This is a genomic window from Pseudomonas sp. FJ2-5-13 (assembly GCF_029201605.1).
Taxonomy (GTDB): domain Bacteria; phylum Pseudomonadota; class Gammaproteobacteria; order Pseudomonadales; family Pseudomonadaceae; genus Aquipseudomonas; species Aquipseudomonas lactis.
Window position 1 is genome coordinate 3,155,170 of sequence record NZ_CP104045.1, and the last position, 17,324, is coordinate 3,172,493.

The 17,324-nt window shown below is 59.8% G+C and carries 11 protein-coding genes; all 11 read left to right on the plus strand.

All coding sequences use genetic code 11. The annotated features are described in order from the left end of the window. The first annotated feature begins 144 nt into the window (after positions 1-144). The 11 genes from N2A98_RS13700 to N2A98_RS13750 all read left to right on the plus strand — a co-directional run bounded on the left by N2A98_RS13700 (position 145) and on the right by N2A98_RS13750 (position 17,311). Positions 145-999 (plus strand): calcium-binding protein, encoded by an 855-nt coding sequence (locus tag N2A98_RS13700; RefSeq protein WP_275622127.1) that lies wholly within the window; start codon positions 145-147, stop codon positions 997-999. Between the two features lie 128 nt (positions 1,000-1,127). After that, positions 1,128-1,586 carry an SRPBCC family protein gene (locus tag N2A98_RS13705; protein WP_044274188.1) on the plus strand — a complete coding sequence of 153 codons (459 nt, stop codon included), beginning with the start codon at positions 1,128-1,130 and terminating at the stop codon, positions 1,584-1,586. Positions 1,587-1,679: 93 nt separating this feature from the next. Beyond that, a complete protein-coding gene (locus N2A98_RS13710) occupies positions 1,680-2,126 on the plus strand; it encodes a DUF411 domain-containing protein (RefSeq protein WP_275622128.1) in 447 nt (148 codons plus the stop codon). 3 nt (positions 2,127-2,129) lie between these two features. Next, entirely contained in the window at positions 2,130-2,552 is a 423-nt protein-coding gene (locus N2A98_RS13715) for a YqaA family protein (protein ID WP_275622129.1), read from the plus strand. Between the two features lie 110 nt (positions 2,553-2,662). Beyond that, on the plus strand, positions 2,663-6,505 hold the full coding sequence (locus N2A98_RS13720) for a hypothetical protein (protein ID WP_275622130.1): 3,843 nt from the start codon (positions 2,663-2,665) through the stop codon (positions 6,503-6,505). Positions 6,506-6,701: 196 nt separating this feature from the next. Then, positions 6,702-7,715, plus strand: coding sequence for an alpha/beta hydrolase (locus tag N2A98_RS13725; RefSeq protein ID WP_044274196.1), 1,014 nt, complete (start codon positions 6,702-6,704; stop codon positions 7,713-7,715). Positions 7,716-7,740: 25 nt separating this feature from the next. Beyond that, positions 7,741-8,694, plus strand: a complete 954-nt coding sequence (locus N2A98_RS13730; RefSeq protein ID WP_275622131.1) for a D-2-hydroxyacid dehydrogenase family protein — start codon at positions 7,741-7,743, stop codon at positions 8,692-8,694. Positions 8,695-9,149: 455 nt separating this feature from the next. After that, positions 9,150-10,706, plus strand: coding sequence for a glycogen synthase GlgA (glgA, locus tag N2A98_RS13735; RefSeq protein ID WP_078467083.1), 1,557 nt, complete (start codon positions 9,150-9,152; stop codon positions 10,704-10,706). A 31-nt stretch (positions 10,707-10,737) separates the two neighbouring features. Beyond that, positions 10,738-12,483: a malto-oligosyltrehalose trehalohydrolase gene (gene treZ, locus N2A98_RS13740; RefSeq protein WP_275622132.1), complete on the plus strand. Its 1,746-nt coding sequence runs from the start codon at positions 10,738-10,740 to the stop codon at positions 12,481-12,483. Further along, entirely contained in the window at positions 12,480-14,564 is a 2,085-nt protein-coding gene (gene malQ, locus N2A98_RS13745; protein ID WP_275622133.1) for a 4-alpha-glucanotransferase, read from the plus strand. The genes treZ and malQ overlap by 4 nt, the downstream gene beginning before the upstream one ends. Further along, positions 14,561-17,311: a malto-oligosyltrehalose synthase gene (locus N2A98_RS13750; RefSeq protein WP_275622134.1), complete on the plus strand. Its 2,751-nt coding sequence runs from the start codon at positions 14,561-14,563 to the stop codon at positions 17,309-17,311. The genes malQ and N2A98_RS13750 overlap by 4 nt, the downstream gene beginning before the upstream one ends. Positions 17,312-17,324: the final 13 nt, after the last annotated feature.

A 17,324-nucleotide genomic window follows, 5' to 3' on the forward strand; every position in this document is an offset into this window, starting at 1 on the left:
CTGGCCGGTCGCCGATACAGGCTCGGTACAAACGCTTTGTATCACATCCTACCTTCACCCCCAGGAACTCTTTCGGCCGGTCTTCCACGCAAGAGTAGTCATGACGCACCGTCAGACTTTCTACGATCAACCGAAGGACACCTAATGCTATCTCCTCTCACTTACCCAGTGGTAACACGACATTCCACGCCTTCCATCGAACCGAAAAAAAACGACCCGTCGCCTTACGATCCGCCCTCCGACCTGACGCCAGGGGCCAAAAACGTGCGAACGCATCGGTTGCTGGAGAAAAGTGGCGTGACCTTCAGCCGCGAAATTACGTGGAACACCAAGGACGCTGAAAAGCCAAAAATTGTCTCCAGCCGGCTTGTGGTAGAAACCGGTGATGATGCCGATCGCATCCATGTGCGTAGTTGGCCAGGAGACAAGCTGCAGTTCATCATCAATGGCACGTCCTACCTGCTCGATGCCAAAGCACCACAAGGGCCGGAGCAAAGCCTCTGGATCAAAGCCAACGGTGGCGATGACAGGGTGATCGTAGATGATGACGTCAAGCATGTTCTGCAAGTCGATGGCGGCCGCGGCCACGACTTCATCCAGGCGGGAGGAGGCATTTCTGCGCTCTTTGGTGGAGCGGGTAACGATAACCTGATCTTGGGCGGCAACGACGGTTATGCCGAAGGCAATGACGGAGACGACCTGATCTTGGGTGGTCAGGGCAACACGTTACTATTCGGCAACGAGGGCAACGACCGACTCTACGCAGGGGTTGGCAACGCGAATAAGCAAAACTTCCTGGACGGTGGCGACGGCGACGACAGCCTCTACGCTGGCACCGGTAACAACGTGCTCAATGGCGGCAACGGCCGTGATCATCTGACAGGATATGCGCGTACCGCTTTCTATAACGGCGAAGTTCACCACGCGCTGGGGGGGCAATCAGCACAAAAGAGTATTTTCACTCGCCTAGGTCGCCCCTCCTCCTCATCAGGGTTTTGACTGAGGAGAACCGTGGAGGGTCGCCTTGAGGGGTGTTGATCAACGGTCTGAATACTCCCGTGCAAAGCGCGGGAGTCAGGCTACTCTCACAGCTCCTAGTGTAAAAACCGCCACACAGGAGGTGTGTCATGCACGCGACTGAGCATTCGGTCCGCTTGGAGCAGATCAGTCAGGAGCGCTTCATCCAGGCGCCGATCGAGGCGGTTTATGACTATGTCACCCAGCCGGACCGCTGGCACGAGTGGCACCCCACCTCCCTCAGCGCCGACACCGGCACCACCGGCTCATTACCGGTCGGCACGCGTTTTACCGAAATCATCGACCTGCTGGGCATACGCGTCCCCATGAGTTACCGCGTACAAATCGCCCGCCGCCCCAGCGAGTTCAAGACCGTGTTCACCTCCCTGGCGGTTGACGGTTGCATCCATTACTGCTTGCGCGCTCATCCGCGCGGTACGTTGTTTAAGCGGGTGCTGACTTACGAGACCGAACTGCAACTGGCGTCTTTGCATGAGCGCATGGTCGCGTTGTCGGGGATTGCGCTGGACCGGCTCAAGCACAGGCTGGAAAACCAGGGCTTCGTATAATTTAGAAACATTACAACGGCGTCACATTGTAAACATGCCTGCAAAAGCAGGGAGAATGCCCGGCTTATTGCCGCGCCTTCAGTGAGACCCACGATGAAAACCCCATTGCGCCTGGCACTGCTCAGTGCCCTGTTCACCACCACCCTGGCCCAGGCTGCCGAGTTGATCCCCATCGACGTCCACCGCGACGCCAACTGCGGCTGCTGCAAAAAATGGATCAGCCATTTGGAAAGCAACGGATTCAAGGTCAACGACCACGTTGAAGCCGACATGAGCGCGGTGAAACAACGCCTGGGCGTCGCGCCACGCCTTGGCTCGTGCCACACCGCGGTCATCGACGGCAAATTCGTCGAAGGCCACGTACCCGCCGAACAGGTCTGGGCCCTGCGCAAGCGCAACGACCTGCTGGGCCTTGCCGCACCGGGCATGCCTTTGGGCTCGCCAGGCATGGAAGTGGACGGACGCAGCGAGGCCTATCAAGTCATAGGCCTTACCCGTGAGGGCAAGGACGTGGTGGTAGCGGACTACCCGGCTCACTGACCGGTGTTGATGGGTTACCTGGGGCTGTTCGTCGCGGCATTTGGCGCCGCGACGTTATTGCCCTTGCAATCGGAAGCCGTGTTGGTGGGCCTGCTGCTCAGCGGGCATTACAACCTATGGCTGCTGCTGGGCATCGCGACTTTGGGCAACGTGCTGGGCTCGCTGGTCAATTGGCTGCTGGGGCGCTCGGTGGAACGTTTCAAGGACCGCCGCTGGTTTCCGGTCAGCGCCAGGCAGTTGGACAAGGCTCGCGGCCATTACGCGCGCTGGGGGCACTGGACGTTGTTGCTCAGTTGGGTGCCGATTATTGGTGACCCGTTGACATTGGTGGCTGGGGTGATGCGTGAGCCGTGGTGGCGGTTCTTGCTGCTGGTGACCCTGGCCAAGGGCGTGCGTTATGGCGTGCTGGCGCTTATTACTCGGTAGTTGACCGCCCGTCGCCACTGTCATTTCTCACAGCTAGACGGTTATCACCTTCTCATATTTGCTGGCCCTGTTTGGCACGTTTTCTCAAATCCGCCTGAAGGGTCACCCCCATGTCCGATAAACGCTCAGCCAGCCCACCCATCCTGCACCCACCACGCATCGCAGACCTGGAGCCGCCGCCCTACAACGACAACACGGTACGCCCCCTTCCCGAACTCCTTGCTGATGTAGGGGTTGGTATACGCAGCCTCGAAAACCGTTTGTTGATTACCTTCGAGAGCTGGACCCAGAAGCAAGTCGGCGATACTTACGAATGGTATATGGGAGATCGGCGTTTTCCGGTCTCCTGGGGGGAAATTTTTGCTGGTCAGGAAACGCAGACACGCTACCAACTGTCGGTACTACGCGAGCATGTACCGTTAGGTAGTGTGTTCCCCTGCTATGGCCTGGTCAGGCGTAGCGGGTCTGGCACTGAAATCACATCGGAGGAACAAACCTGGTTTTTGAAAGATACCCGGCCAGGTGGCGTGGATCAGGACCCAGGCCTCCCCTACCATTCGGCGCTGGTCCTTCACCTGCCTGAGGACCTGAGTGGCCCAGATGCCGAACTCGACAGCGACCGCGCAAAAGAGGGTGTGCTCATTCCCATTGATCACTACCCAGAAGCATTTGTAGGCGACACCATCGAGTTGTATTGGAACGGCCATTTGGTGGAGCTGTCGTTGGACGCAGATCAGGCTGAGGGACTCACGCCTATCGAGGTGTTTGTCCCGCCGGATGTCATCACCTTGGGCGGTAGCGGCCTGCTGAGTATCCGATTCCGGATCTATGACTTGGTGCTGAACTTCTCAGGGGAAGTGCAGCAGTGGTCTGAGGTCGTAAACCTGAAAAGCAACCTGGATCCAAACGCATTCATGCGCCCCCACTTCTTGGTGGATGGAGTAGACAATAATAACGTCGATTTCGATCAGTACGCACAGAGTCACTTCGAACTCGAAGTGATTGTGCCCACACGACTCTCGAATGGCGCCCCAACGCCAGCAGGCGCTCAGATCGTAGCCACCATCGAGGGCACACGCGCAGATAAAACGAAAGTCACCCTCACATTGCCAGCGTTTGCCGCCCGGCCCGGGCGTTCGGCATATACCACCGTCGAGAACAGCATCCTCGAAGACCTGATCAACGGCTCGATGAGAATTTCCTACAAGCTGCAATTCCCGTTGGGCACTGAGATTGGCTATTCCGCAGGTCTGTCTGTCACAGTTTTTGGTACTGTTTCCAACATGCCTGCGGTTGAAATCGAGGAAAACGAAGGCGGCTTGATCGATCCGGCCGCGCCTTACCTCAAAGTCAACTTCCCGGTCTTCATGCCTTACAATCCGAACTATCCCGTCACCTTGCGCTTTGAGGCGCACCAACCCGGCGGCGGCCTGGTGTTTTATGAACAAACCCAGCAGGCGGGTGCCCCACCACCGCCCACACGCTTTCGGATTGTGACACCCGCAAATTTCGCACAGTTCGTCGGGCTCGGGCCGATCGACGTCTTTTATCGCGTCAACGATGGTGTGAACACGATACAGGAAGCCGATGTGCTGACGGTGCGTGAATCCGAGCACCTGATAGTAGAAATAGGCGAACGTCGCGCCGACCTGCCCGCGCCGCAGATTGAAGGCGTAGATGAAAATGACAACCTCAATCCGGCCGATGTAATCTTCCAGGCCAATGTCACTCTGCCCTATGCCTTTCTACCAGGTGACACTGTCGTGTGGCGCTGGGTAGGCTCTGGTGCAGAGGGCAGCACGGGCGACACAATTAACGTTGTTGTAAGAGGAGAGATTTCGTTTCCGGTAGATCGCAAGTATGTCGACTTGAATAACAACGGCGTCATTCGCTTGAGCTATTCCCTCATACGCAGCGGCCAAACACTGCGCTCTGAGACACTTGACGTAACAGTGGGTAAAGCAATAGGTGTACTGCCGAGGCCGGAAGTGCTTGAAGCCTCACGACACCCAGACCAACTAAGGCCGGAGGCCGCAACAACCGGAGCGACGATTGAAGTATCGTTCCTGAACATGTCGCCCAGTGACCGTATCATGGCACTGTTCAGTGGCATACCGGGCATTGGCACTTATGAAGACACTCAGGATGGCAACACCTCAAGAACGTTGCACTTTGACGTACCGCGCGAAGTGGTAGGCGCTAACATTCTTTCCGAAGGTCGCTTGATTACCGTGCAGTACTTTGTGCTGCGTGGCACACGGAAAATACCGTCGCCCATACTGGATCTGCTGTTACTGCCCCTGACCACCCTACCGATCCCCACCATCGAAGGGCATGATAGCCCGGTACTGGTGGTTTCCCAGCTCACTGGCCAGGAGCGCACCCTGATCTATAGCTGGCTCTTCATTCACCGGTTTCAGCGGATATGGATGAGATATGAAGGTATCTACGACGATGACACGACTTACATTGAGGATACCTACAGCCAGAACCTAGTAACGCCTGAGGGCGAGAGTCTGGGCATCATGCCTCCCACGCCGCCGGATCTGCGCAGGCTCAAGGATGGATCGACGCTGACCATCGATTTCTGGGCCAGTTTTGATCGTAGTACCAACAAAACCAATGCAGTGCACTTCCGTCAACGCACGTACACCATTCAGGCACTATCAGGAGATTTGCCGCACCCCTTTATCAATGGCACCACCGATACCGGGCCGAATGTGACAGTCGACCCGCTGCCAATTGAACACAATACGACGGTGACCGTACGGTATACCGGTATGAGTGGCCGAGATTTCATCACGCTTGTATGGACTTTTGCCGACGGCAGCAGTCATTCGGCTGGTCTGCCTGGGTTGGATGGCGGCACCGTGGTGTTCAATCTCACCGCTGATAAAGTCTTGCATCGCAGCGTGTACAGTACGGTATGCCTGACATATTCCGTGGCGCGCACAGGGGTGCCTGACCCGATTCCGTCACAGGTGCAGACGGTGTGGGTCAATGCGATTCCGGCGGCAGACTTACCGCAGCCACTCGTCAACAATGTCAACGACGGAGACACGCTGGACCTGGCGAGTTTTGCTGGCGACGCCAAGGGGTCAGTAAGTAAATGGCCTTTGAGCGATGAAGATCAACTGACGTGGATGGTGTTGAGCGCTGAGGGAATTGAAGATTTAACCGTGTTCGAGGGCAAGGCGATTAACGCCACGGAGGCTGCGAATGGATTGAAAGATCAAGCAGTGCTGCGTAGTTGGTTGGCCAGGGTGCCGAATAACAGCCAGATCACGGTCAAATTCTGGGCGGCTTATAACCGCATTAACGACAAAAGCCGTGCAGTGGCTTTCCCCAGCACCCAATACACCCTTGCTCTCGGTAATACACTTATCGTCTGGCCAGACAGAATCAGGCACAGTTCGTATATGTATAGGTTGGGAGATTACCCCAACATTGTCGCTACCAGCACGTCACGCAATACGACACACGTGAACGTATCAGGCGGCACCGCGCCCTATCGTTTCTCGTCCAGTAAAAGTAATGTGGCCGCTGTCGATGCAAATGGAGCGGTCTCAACACGGGGTAATGGGGTAGCGATTATCAGCATTACCGACTCGTCAAGTCCGCCACAGGTCAGGACAGTTACTGCCTCGATTGAAAACGTGATCTGGGTTTACAACAATGGCTCGGGAACGTTCGATCAAATGTTTAACAGTGCCGTTGATAGAAACATGTCATTGCCTTATCTTGAGCAACAAAAGTTAATGCAAGAGCAGTATGCTGGTCGTTGGCCAATGGCAAATAATTACTATTGGTCGCGCTCACGTCAGCGTGAAGAATTTGGGATTGAGTTCTTTTGGACGACCAATCTGGCCTCGGGGGTAACGGCATGGTTCGCCAATGTTCCCAGCAATACTTTTAATGCGGTAGCTATAGACCAGTTTAAATACGAAGATTAGCCGGAGTGATGAAAAGGGACGAATCTATTCTATTTATGGGTTCGTCCCTAGCCCCGATAAATTCCGGGAGCATTAAAGCAGTTACGCCTCAAAGCGGACGCCAACGACTTGCCCGTCCACAGCCCTGCTGCTAGATGTTAATTTTCACTTAATCCCCTCCCGACAGCATCCGATTACTCCATTCGGAACCCCGCCCATGACTTCAGTCCGCGCCCTATCCATCGCTACCCTACTGAGCCTCAGCGCCTCCTACGTGTTCGCCTCCAGCGAAGGTCGCGTCTACGGCCCTGAACTCCAAGGCTTCCAATACCCTCACCCTCTCCAACATTTCAGCTTCCAATCCCAAGGCAAATCCCTGCAAATGGGCTACATGGACGTACCCGCCACCGGCACTCCAAACGGTCGCAGCGTGGTGCTGATGCACGGCAAGAACTTCTGCGGTGCCACCTGGGAAGGTTCGATCAAGGCGCTGAGTGACGCCGGTTACCGCGTCATCGCCCCGGACCAGATAGGTTTTTGCTCCTCCAGCAAGCCCGACCATTACCAGTACAGCTTTCAGCAACTGGCGACCAACACCCATCAACTGCTGGAAAAGCTCGGCATTCAAAAGGCCACGGTGATCGGCCATTCCACCGGCGGCATGCTCGCCACGCGCTATGCGCTGATGTACCCCCAGCAAACCGAACAGCTTGGTTTGGTGAACCCCATCGGCCTGGAAGACTGGAAAGCCCTCGGCGTGCCTTACCAGAGCGTCGACCAGTGGTATCAGCGCGAGCTGAAGCTGAGCGCCGACGGTGTACGCAACTATGAGCGCACAACCTATTACGGCGGACGCTGGAAACCTGAATACGAGCGCTGGGTGGACATGCTCGCCGGCCTGAACAAAGGCCCGGGGCATCTGCAGGTTGCCTGGAACTCGGCGTTGATTTACGACATGATCTTCACCCAACCGGTGTACTACGAGTTCAAGGACTTGCAGGTGCCCACCCTGCTGCTGATCGGCACCAGCGACACCACCGCCATCGGCAAAGATGTGGCGCCGCCGGCGGTCAAGGCCAAAATCGGTCATTACGAGGTGCTGGGCAAGCAGGTGGCCAAGCTGATTCCCCGCGCCACGTTGGTGGAATTCCCCGGCCTGGGCCATGCACCGCAGATGGAAGAACCTGAACAGTTTCATAAAGCCCTGTTACAGGGGTTGAAGGCCCTTTAATTCCACCTTTTCGAGGCCCGCGTGCATGTCGATACAGATCGCAGTGTTGGATGATTGGCAAAGCGTGGCCAGTGAGGTGGTGGATTGGTCGACACTGGACAGCGTAGGCAAGGTGCATTTTCTCCACGACTACCCCGCCGATACCGCCACCATGATCGAGCGTTTGAAAGGGTTCGAGGTGATTTGCCTGATGCGCGAACGCTCGACCTTTGACAAGGCGCTGCTGCAAGGGCTGCCCAAGCTCAAATTGCTGGTGACCGGCGGCATGCGCAATGCCGCCATCGATCTTTCCGCAGCCAAGGCCCTGGGCATTCAGGTGTGCGGCACCGACAGTTATAAGTACGCCGCCCCGGAACTGACCTGGGCCTTGATCATGGCCTCTACGCGCAACCTGCTCGCCGAAGCCAACTCGCTGCGCGCAGGTGGATGGCAGGTCGGCCTGGGCGGCGACCTGCACGGCAAGACCCTGGGCATTCTGGGGTTGGGCAGTATTGGCCAGAAAGTCGCAAAGTTCGCCCAGGTGTTTGGCATGCGGGTGATTGCCTGGAGTGAGAACCTCACGCCTGAACGTGCGGCGGAGTCGGGGGTGACCTGGGTCAGCAAGCGCGAGCTGTTTGAGCAGGCGGATATCCTGACCATCCACCTGGTGCTCAGCGAGCGCAGCCGTGGCCTGGTGGATGCGCAAGCCTTGGCCTGGATGAAACCCAGCGCGCGGCTGGTGAACACCGCGCGCGGGCCGATTGTGGATGAGCAGGCGCTGGTGCACGCGTTACGCAGCGGTCGCCTGGCCGGGGCAGCGCTGGATGTGTATGCCGAGGAACCGCTGCCGGCTGACCATCCGTTTCGCCGCTTGCCCAATGTGCTGGCTACGCCACACGTGGGGTATGTGAGCGAGCAGAATTACCGGCAGTTCTATCAGCAGATGATCGACGATATCCAGGCTTGGGCCAGCGGTGTGCCCATTCGCGGGCTCAGCTGACGCACCATTAAAGTGCAATCTTGCTTGCTCGCGATAAACGCCGACGATAACGCGGGCATTCTGGTTTTACGCGGCGCTCTCTGGTTTTTCGCGAGCAAGCTCGCTCCTACAGAGGCAGGGTGGCATATCGTTAAAAGTTTTTTGTCCTACAAAATCTGCATGAAAACCCAGCAGGCGCTGGGATCTGTCCTAGACTCATGACCGATGGGTCCGTTCCAAAACAAAAACCCCGCAAAAAATCTAAACTTTCGAAACCTGCCGCTGGTCAAGTTTTAGGTAAGGGCGAGCACGCGCGCTTCAAGCCGAATGCCCGCTCATCCAATCTTTTTAAGCCGACGTTACAACTGGCATACGCCTTGCCAGCTTGTATAGCGCTCGTGTGCCTGGCCGCAGGATGCGGTCACTCGGAGCTGATGGCAGCGGGCCATTAGCCAACCAACAGATGGGAGTGCATTATGATCAGTGCCGCAGTAGATACTCAGGGAGAGCGTTTTAGTCAGCCGGCAGGAGGGCCTAAGTCTTTGGCCGACCTGCCCAACACTGTGCGGCCGGTCGTGAGTCAGAATCCGAATCGAAAGAAAGTCTTGTTTGTCACCTCCGAGTTTGCGGACCTGGTGAAAACCGGTGGCCTGGGCGACGTTTCCGCTGCCCTGCCCCGCGCCATGGCCCACCTGCATGATGTGCGGGTGCTGATCCCGGGTTACCCGCAAGTGATGGAAAGCGACAACCCGATTCATATCGTCGGTGAACTGGGCGGCCACGCTGCGTTGCCACCGTGCAAGATCGGGCGCATGGACCTTGCGGATGGCCTGGTCATCTATGTGCTGATCTGCCCCGAACTGTATGAGCGCGAAGGCACGCCATACGGCGCCAACAACGGCCGCGACTGGCCGGACAACCATATTCGCTTCGCCCGCCTGGGCCTGGCTGCCGCCGACATGGCCGCCAACCTCGCGCAAATCCACTGGTGCCCAGACCTGGTGCACGCCCATGACTGGCCTGCGGGCCTGGCTCCGGCGTATATGCACTGGCGTGGGTCACGTACGCCCACCCTGTTCACCATTCATAACCTGGCCTACCAGGGCGTGGTCAGCCTGGCCTCGACGCCTGAGCTGGGCATTCCGCCCCACGCCTTGCAGCAAGAAGGCATGGAGTTCTACGGCAAGATGTCGTTTCTCAAGGCGGGGATGGCGTATTCCAGCCATATCACCACCGTGAGCGCCACTTACGCCCAGGAGATCACCACCCCGGAATTCGGGTGTGGCCTGGACGGTTTCCTTGCCAGCAAGACTCAACAGGGGCTGCTCAGCGGCATTCCCAACGGTATCGACGAAAGCTGGGAAACCTCCACCGACACGCATCTGATCCACAACTTCAATATCGGCGACTGGGAAGGCAAGGCCATCAACGCCGCCCATGTGCGCGAGCTGTTTGAGCTGCAGCCATCCAGTGGCCCGCTGTTCGCGGTGGTCTCGCGCCTGGTCTACCAGAAAGGCCTGGACCTCACCGAAGCCGTCGCCAGTTTCATCGTCGAGAACGGCGGCCAGATTGCGATCATCGGCCGTGGCGAACCGGAAGAAGAGCAGGCCATGCGCGAATTGGCACTGCGCTTCCCAGGCCAGGTGGGCGTACGCATCGGCTTCAATGAGACTGATGCGCGCCGCATGTTCGCCGGCAGCGATTTCCTGCTGATGCCGTCACGCTATGAGCCGTGCGGCCTGAGCCAGATGTATGCGCAACGCTTCGGCTCTTTGCCAGTGGCGCGTAACACCGGCGGGCTGGCGGACACCATTGAGGATGGCGTCACCGGCTTCCTGTTCAATGAATCCACCGTGCAAAGCTACGAAGAGGCGCTGCGCCGCGCCTTCAAGGTGTTTGCCTTCCCCGGTCTGCTCAATGCCATGCGCAGCCGTGCCATGACCCAGCCGTTCAACTGGTGCCAGGCCGTGGAACCCTACGCCGAACTCTACGAACAACTGGTGGCCAAGGCCCTGGGGAAATCGAACAAATAGCGATTGGAACAACTAAGGGAGGTCTTCATAGATGCCGTTACGGACTCTGGAAACCTGGCCCCACGGCGCAATCATGCTGGACGCGCACCGCACGCGCTTTGCGTTATGGGCGCCAGACGCATTTTATGTCAGCGTTGAATTGGAACAGGGTAAAACCATCGTCATGCTGCCCCAGGCCGGTGGTTGGTTCGAAGTCGAAGTCGCGTGCCCTGCCGGCACGCTCTACCGCTTTAATATCGATGGCGAAAACACGGTACCCGACCCTGCTTCCAGGGCCCAGGCGCTGGATGTGCATGGCTGGAGCCGAGTAGTCGCCCCCCTCGCCTATGAATGGCGCCACAGCCAGTGGCAAGGCCGCCCCTGGCACACGGCGATCATCTACGAGCTTCACGTCGGTGCCATGGGCGGCTACGCTGGCATCGAGAAACACCTGCCGCGCCTGGCCGAGCTGGGCGTCACCGCGATTGAATTGATGCCTCTGGCGCAATTTCCCGGCGAGCGCAATTGGGGCTATGACGGCGTACTGCCCTACGCGCCCCACGCCACCTACGGCACGCCCGAGCAACTCAAGCAACTGATCGACAGTGCCCATGGCCACGGCTTGGCGGTGATCCTCGATGTGGTCTACAACCACTTCGGCCCCGATGGCAATTACCTGGGCCAGTACGCCCAGGGTTTCTTCCAGGAAGACGTGCACACGCCCTGGGGCGCTGGCATTGATTTCGAGCGCCGTGAAGTGCGGGATTTCTTCCTCGATAACGCCTTGATGTGGCTGCTTGAATACCGCTTCGACGGCCTGCGCCTGGATGCCGTGCACGCCATCGACAACCCCGGGTTTCTGCAAGAACTGGCGCAACGGGTACGCCAGCAGGTGGACGGCGGGCGCCACGTGTGGCTGATGCTGGAAAACGAACTGAACCAGGCCAGCCTGTTGCAGCACGATTTTGACGCGCAATGGAATGATGACTTTCATAACGTGCTGCATGTGTTGCTCACCGGTGAAACCGACGCCTATTACAGCGACTTTGCCGAACAGCCCACCGCCAAGCTGGCGCGCTGCCTGGCCGAGGGGTTTATCTATCAGGGCGAGACCACCCGCCATGGCCATGCCCGCGGCGAACCCAGTGCGGATTTACCCCCCAGCGCCTTCGTGGCGTTCCTGCAAAACCACGACCAGGTCGGCAACCGCGCCTTGGGCGAACGCCTGCACCAGCTGTGTTCGCCCGAGGCGCTGAAAGCGGCGACCGCCCTGCTGTTGCTGTGCCCCATGATCCCGATGCTGTTCATGGGCGACGAGGTAAATGCCGCCGAGCCCTTCCTGTTTTTCACCGACCATCATGGCGAACTGGCCGAGGCCGTGCGTGAAGGCCGGCGCAGTGAGTTTGCCGACTTCGCGGCGTTTCATGACCCCGAGCAACGCCAGCGCATCCCCGACCCCAACGCGCTGCAAACCTTTTTGCAATCGATGCCCTCCTTCGTCGAAAACGACCACACCCAGCTCTACCGCCACCTGCTGAGCCTGCGTCACGCGCACGTGGTGCCGCACTTGCCCGGCACCGTGGCGCTCGGGGCGCACGTGCTGGCCGACCGCGCCGTCACCGCGCGCTGGCGCCTGGGCAATGGCCGTGTGCTGCAGATCGACCTGAACCTGAGTGAGCAGCCCCTGGACCATCCGGCGCCCCAGCCGATTATTTTCCAAACGCCTGCCCAGCAAGGTGCGCACTTACCGCCCTTAAGCGCACGCGTTTGCTTATCCCCTGTTGGAGAAATGCTTTGAGCGAAGCGAACCTGGAAATTCTCGCCAGCCGTGCAGGCCTGGCCGTCGATTGGATCGATGCCAACGGTCGCCCGCAGCATGTAAAGCCTGACGCCCTGCGCGCCGTCCTCAAAGGCCTTGGGCACCCGGCCGACAGCGATGCCGAGATCGACGCCAGCCTGCAGCAACTTGAGCAGGCGCAGCAAGACACCCACCTGCCACCCTTGATGACCACCGACAGTGGCGCGGGCCTGGACCTGGCGCGCTATTTCGCCCCGGACACGCCGTGCCGCGTCAGCCTGGAAGGCGGCGAAACCCTCGAGTTGCGCCTGGACGGCGAAGCCGTGCTGCCCGGCGTCATTGCCCTCGGCTACCACCAGGTGCATATCGACGGGCAAACCTTCACCCTGGCCGTCGCGCCCAGCCATTGCTATAGCGTGGCCGACGCGGTCGACAGCCAACCCGCTCGCGCCTGGGGCCTGAGCGCCCAGCTGTATGCCTTGCGCCGCCTCGGCGATGGCGGTTTTGGCGACACCCTGGCTCTGGAACACCTGGTGCGTTCAGCCGCCGAGCGCGGCGCCGACGCCGTGGCAATCAGCCCGATGCACGCGATGTTCAGTGCCGACACCGAGCGCTTCAGCCCTTATTCACCCTCCAGCCGCCTGTTTCTCAACAGCCTGTATGCTTCGCCGGCGTGCATCCTCGGTGAACGTGAGGTGCGTAACGCCATCGAGGCTGCCGGCTTGGCCGATGAGCTGCATGCCCTGGAACAGCTCACGCTGATCGACTGGCCTGCCGCCGCCAAGGCCAAGCAACGCCTGCTGCGCACGCTGTATGAAGACTTCCGCCACGGCGCGCATCCCCAGCACGCCGACTTCCAGAGCTTTCGCCAGGCTGGCGGCGAAGCCCTGGAAAACCACTGCCGCTTCGAAGCGATACAGGCCCAGCGTGCCGCCGCCGGTGAGGACCTGGACTGGCGCCAATGGCCCGAAGCCTGGCGCACGCCGCACAGCCCGGCCCTGGCGCAGTTCGCCGAAGACAACCGCGATGAAATCGGCTATTTCGCCTTCACCCAGTGGCTGATCGCCCGCAGCCTGGAGCGCGCGCAACAGGCCGCCCGTGGCAGCGGCATGGGCATCGGCCTGATCGCTGACCTGGCGGTGGGTGCTGACGGTGGCGGCAGCCAGGCCTGGAGCCGCCAGGATGAACTGCTGGCCGACCTCACCGTGGGCGCGCCACCGGACATTCTCAATCGCGCAGGCCAAGGCTGGGGCATCTCGGCCTTTTCACCCGAAGGTCTCAAGCGCAATGGTTTTCGCGCCTTTATCGAAATGCTGCGGGCCAACTTCGCCCATGCCGGGGGCTTGCGCATCGACCATGTGATGGGCCTGCAACGCCTATGGGTGATCCCCCTGGGCGCATCACCCCGCGAAGGTGCCTACTTGTATTACCCGGTAGACGACCTGTTGCGTTTGCTCGCCCTGGAGTCCCATCGCCACCGGGCCATCGTCCTCGGTGAAGACCTGGGCACCGTGCCCGACGGCCTGCGCGAAAAGCTCAGCGCCCGTTCGATCCTGGGCATGCGTGTGCTGCTGTTCGAACAGAACCATGACGGCCAGTTCAAGCCCATCCTCGATTGGCCCGACAACGCCTTGGCCACCACCAGTACCCACGACTTGCCCACCCTCAATGGCTGGTGGCACAGCCGCGATATCGAATGGAACATCCAGCTCGGCCTGATCGATGCGCCTACTGTGGACCAGTGGAGCGAACACCGCCTGCGCGAACGCCAGGCACTGCGCCAAGCCTTGAGCCAGGACCCGCAGAACTTCATCGATGAGATCCGCAACGACACCGACCATATGATCGACGCCAGCGTGCGTTACCTGGGCCATACCCGCGCGCCCCTCGTATTGTTGCCCCTGGAAGATGCTTTGGGCATCGAGGAACAAGCCAACCTGCCGGGCACCCTCGACACCCACCCCAATTGGCGCCGACGCTTGCCCGGCGAAGCCGCCAGCCTGCTCGACAATGACAGCGCCGCGCGTCGCCTCGAACTGCTGGCCGTGGCGCGCAACCAAGCCTATGAGCGTGACCGATGAACGCACTGCCCTTGCGCGCTACCCAGCGCCTGCAATTTCATAAAGGCTTTACCCTCGATGACGCGGTGCCGCTGGTGCCGTACTTCGCCCAACTGGGCATCAGCCACCTGTATGCCTCACCCCTGTTAAGCGCCCGCGCCGGCTCCATGCACGGCTACGATGTGGTCGACCCGACCCGCGTCAACCCAGAGCTGGGGGGCGAAGCGGCGTTGCGTCGCCTGGTCGCCGAGCTGCGTGAGCACGACATGGGCTTGATCCTCGATATCGTCTCCAACCATATGGCCGTGGGCGGCGCGGACAACCCTTGGTGGCTGGACCTGCTGGAGTGGGGCCGCCTGAGTCCCTACAGTGAGTTCTTCGACATCCAGTGGCACTCTCCCGACCCACTGCTCAAGGGCCAGTTGCTGATGCCCTTCCTCGGCAGCGATTACGGCGAAGCCTTGCAGAATGGCACCTTGGCGCTCAAGTTCGATGCCGAACAGGGGAGTTTCTACGTCGAGCATTACGAACACCGTTTTCCGATTTGCCCACGGGACTACGGCCTGATCCTGGGCAGCGATGAGTTACTTAAACCGCTGGCCGAATGCTTCGCCGCCCTCGCCTATCACCACGACGCCTACGCCGAGGCCGTCACGCTCAAACAAGCCCTGGCCGAACGCGCCAGCGAGCTGCTACCCGCTATTGAACAACGCCTGGCCGCATTCGACAGTCGCCAGCCCGAGGGCTTCGAGCGCCTGCATCATCTGCTTGAACAACAGACCTATCGCCTGGCCAGTTGGCGCACCGCCGCAGACGACATCAACTGGCGGCGCTTCTTCGACGTCAATGAACTGGGCGGCCTGCGGGTCGAACGCGCAGCGGTGTTCGAAGCCACCCATGGCAAGATTTTCGAGCTGATCAGCGCGGGGCTGGTCGACGGCCTGCGCATCGACCATATCGACGGCCTCGCCGACCCGCGTGGCTATTGCCGCAAATTGCGTCGGCGGGTGGACGCGCTGTCACCCCAGCGCCACTTGCCGATCTTTGTCGAAAAGATCCTTGGCGAAGGCGAAACCCTGCGCGAAGACTGGCAGGTGGATGGCACCACCGGCTACGAGTTCATGAACCAGTTGTCATTACTGCAACACCATCCCGAAGGTTTTGCACCGCTGGCGCAGATGTGGACGCGTTACAGCGAACGGCCTTCAGCCTTCGGCGAAGAAGCGCGGCTGGCGCGCCAGCAGATCCTCAATGGTTCGTTGGGCGGCGACTTCGAAAGCGTGGCCCAGGCCCTGCTGCAAGTGGCCCGCGATGACGTAATGACCCGCGATCTGACCCTGGGCGCCATTCGCCGTGCCTTGCAGGAACTGATTGTGCATTTCCCGGTGTACCGCACCTATATCAGCGCCAAGGGCCGCAGTGCGGACGACGACAAGGTGTTCCAGCAGGCCATGGAGGGTGCGCGCAGCACCCTCAACGAAGGCGACTGGCCGGTGCTCGACCACCTGGAGCAATGGCTCGGTGGCCAGCCATGGCGCAATCGCCCGGTGGGCCGCGCGCGCAAGATGCTCAAGCATGCCTGCGTGCGCTTCCAGCAACTGACCTCGCCAGCTGCCGCCAAGGCCGTGGAAGACACCGCGTTCTACCGCTCGGCGGTGTTGTTGTCGCGCAACGATGTGGGTTTCAGTACCGAGCAATTCAGTGCGCCGTTGGCCGATTTCCATGCGGCCAATCAACAGCGCCTGAAGAACTTCCCAGGCAACCTGCTGGCCACCGCCACCCACGACCACAAACGCGGCGAAGACACCCGTGCGCGCCTGGCGGTGCTCAGCGAGTGTGCCCCCTGGTATGCCCAACAGGTCGAGCACTGGCGCCGCCTGGCCGAGCCTTTGCGCGAGAGCGCCGAGAGCCCCTCGGCGGGTGATGAGCTGATTCTTTATCAGGTGCTGCTGGGCAGTTGGCCGCTGGAACCCAACCCCGATCTGGAGGCGTACCAACAACGCCTGTGGCAGTGGCAGCAAAAAGCCCTGCGCGAGGCCAAGTTGCAGAGCAGTTGGAGCGCGCCCAACGACGCGTATGAACAGGCGGTGGACGGGTTCCTCAAGCGCCTGCTGCTCAGTGAGGCCGGTGCGCCGCTGCGCAGTGCCCTGGACAGCGCCGCCCAGGCCATCGCTCCCGCTGGCGCCCTGAATGGGCTGGCGCAAACCTTGCTTCATCTGACTGTGCCGGGTGTGCCGGATATTTACCAGGGCGATGAGTTTTGGGACTTCAGCCTGGTCGACCCGGACAACCGTCGCCCGGTGGACTTCGCTGCGCGCCAACGTGCATTGCAGGCACCACCGGACATCGGCGAACTGTTGTTCAACTGGCGCGACGGGCGTATCAAACAGGCAGTGATTGCCCAGGTGCTGGGCCTGCGTAAAGCCTGCCCGGAGCTGCTGCGCCATGGCAGCTATACACCCTTGGAAGTGGTTGGCCAGCACGCTGAGCGCGTGGTTGCGTTTTACCGTGAACATCAAGGCAAGCAGTTGCTGGTGGTGGTGCCGCGCTGGACTTATCTGCTGCTTGAAAACGGGATGTTTCCCCAGATCAATGCGCAGGTTTGGGGCGATACGCGGGTGAAATTACCGTTCGCCGCCCCTGCACAAAACTGGAAGGGACTTTTTCAAACGGGCGTAGTCACACCCAACAAGGAGCTGTTGATCAGCGCTGCCCTGGGGGATCTCCCGGTCAATGTCTTTATCAATCCTGATAATCAAGAAAGCTGAAAATTTTCTGTGA

Bases quoted from the DNA above. Each gene is read 5' to 3' on its own strand.
- N2A98_RS13700 (WP_275622127.1), top strand. From the start codon at position 145: ATGCTATCTCCTCTCACTTACCCAGTGGTAACACGACATTCCACGCCT.
- N2A98_RS13705 (WP_044274188.1), top strand. From the start codon at position 1,128: ATGCACGCGACTGAGCATTCGGTCCGCTTGGAGCAGATCAGTCAGGAG.
- N2A98_RS13710 (WP_275622128.1), top strand. From the start codon at position 1,680: ATGAAAACCCCATTGCGCCTGGCACTGCTCAGTGCCCTGTTCACCACC.
- N2A98_RS13720 (WP_275622130.1), top strand. From the start codon at position 2,663: ATGTCCGATAAACGCTCAGCCAGCCCACCCATCCTGCACCCACCACGC.
- N2A98_RS13725 (WP_044274196.1), top strand. From the start codon at position 6,702: ATGACTTCAGTCCGCGCCCTATCCATCGCTACCCTACTGAGCCTCAGC.
- N2A98_RS13730 (WP_275622131.1), top strand. From the start codon at position 7,741: ATGTCGATACAGATCGCAGTGTTGGATGATTGGCAAAGCGTGGCCAGT.
- glgA (WP_078467083.1), top strand. From the start codon at position 9,150: ATGATCAGTGCCGCAGTAGATACTCAGGGAGAGCGTTTTAGTCAGCCG.
- treZ (WP_275622132.1), top strand. From the start codon at position 10,738: ATGCCGTTACGGACTCTGGAAACCTGGCCCCACGGCGCAATCATGCTG.
- N2A98_RS13750 (WP_275622134.1), top strand. From the start codon at position 14,561: ATGAACGCACTGCCCTTGCGCGCTACCCAGCGCCTGCAATTTCATAAA.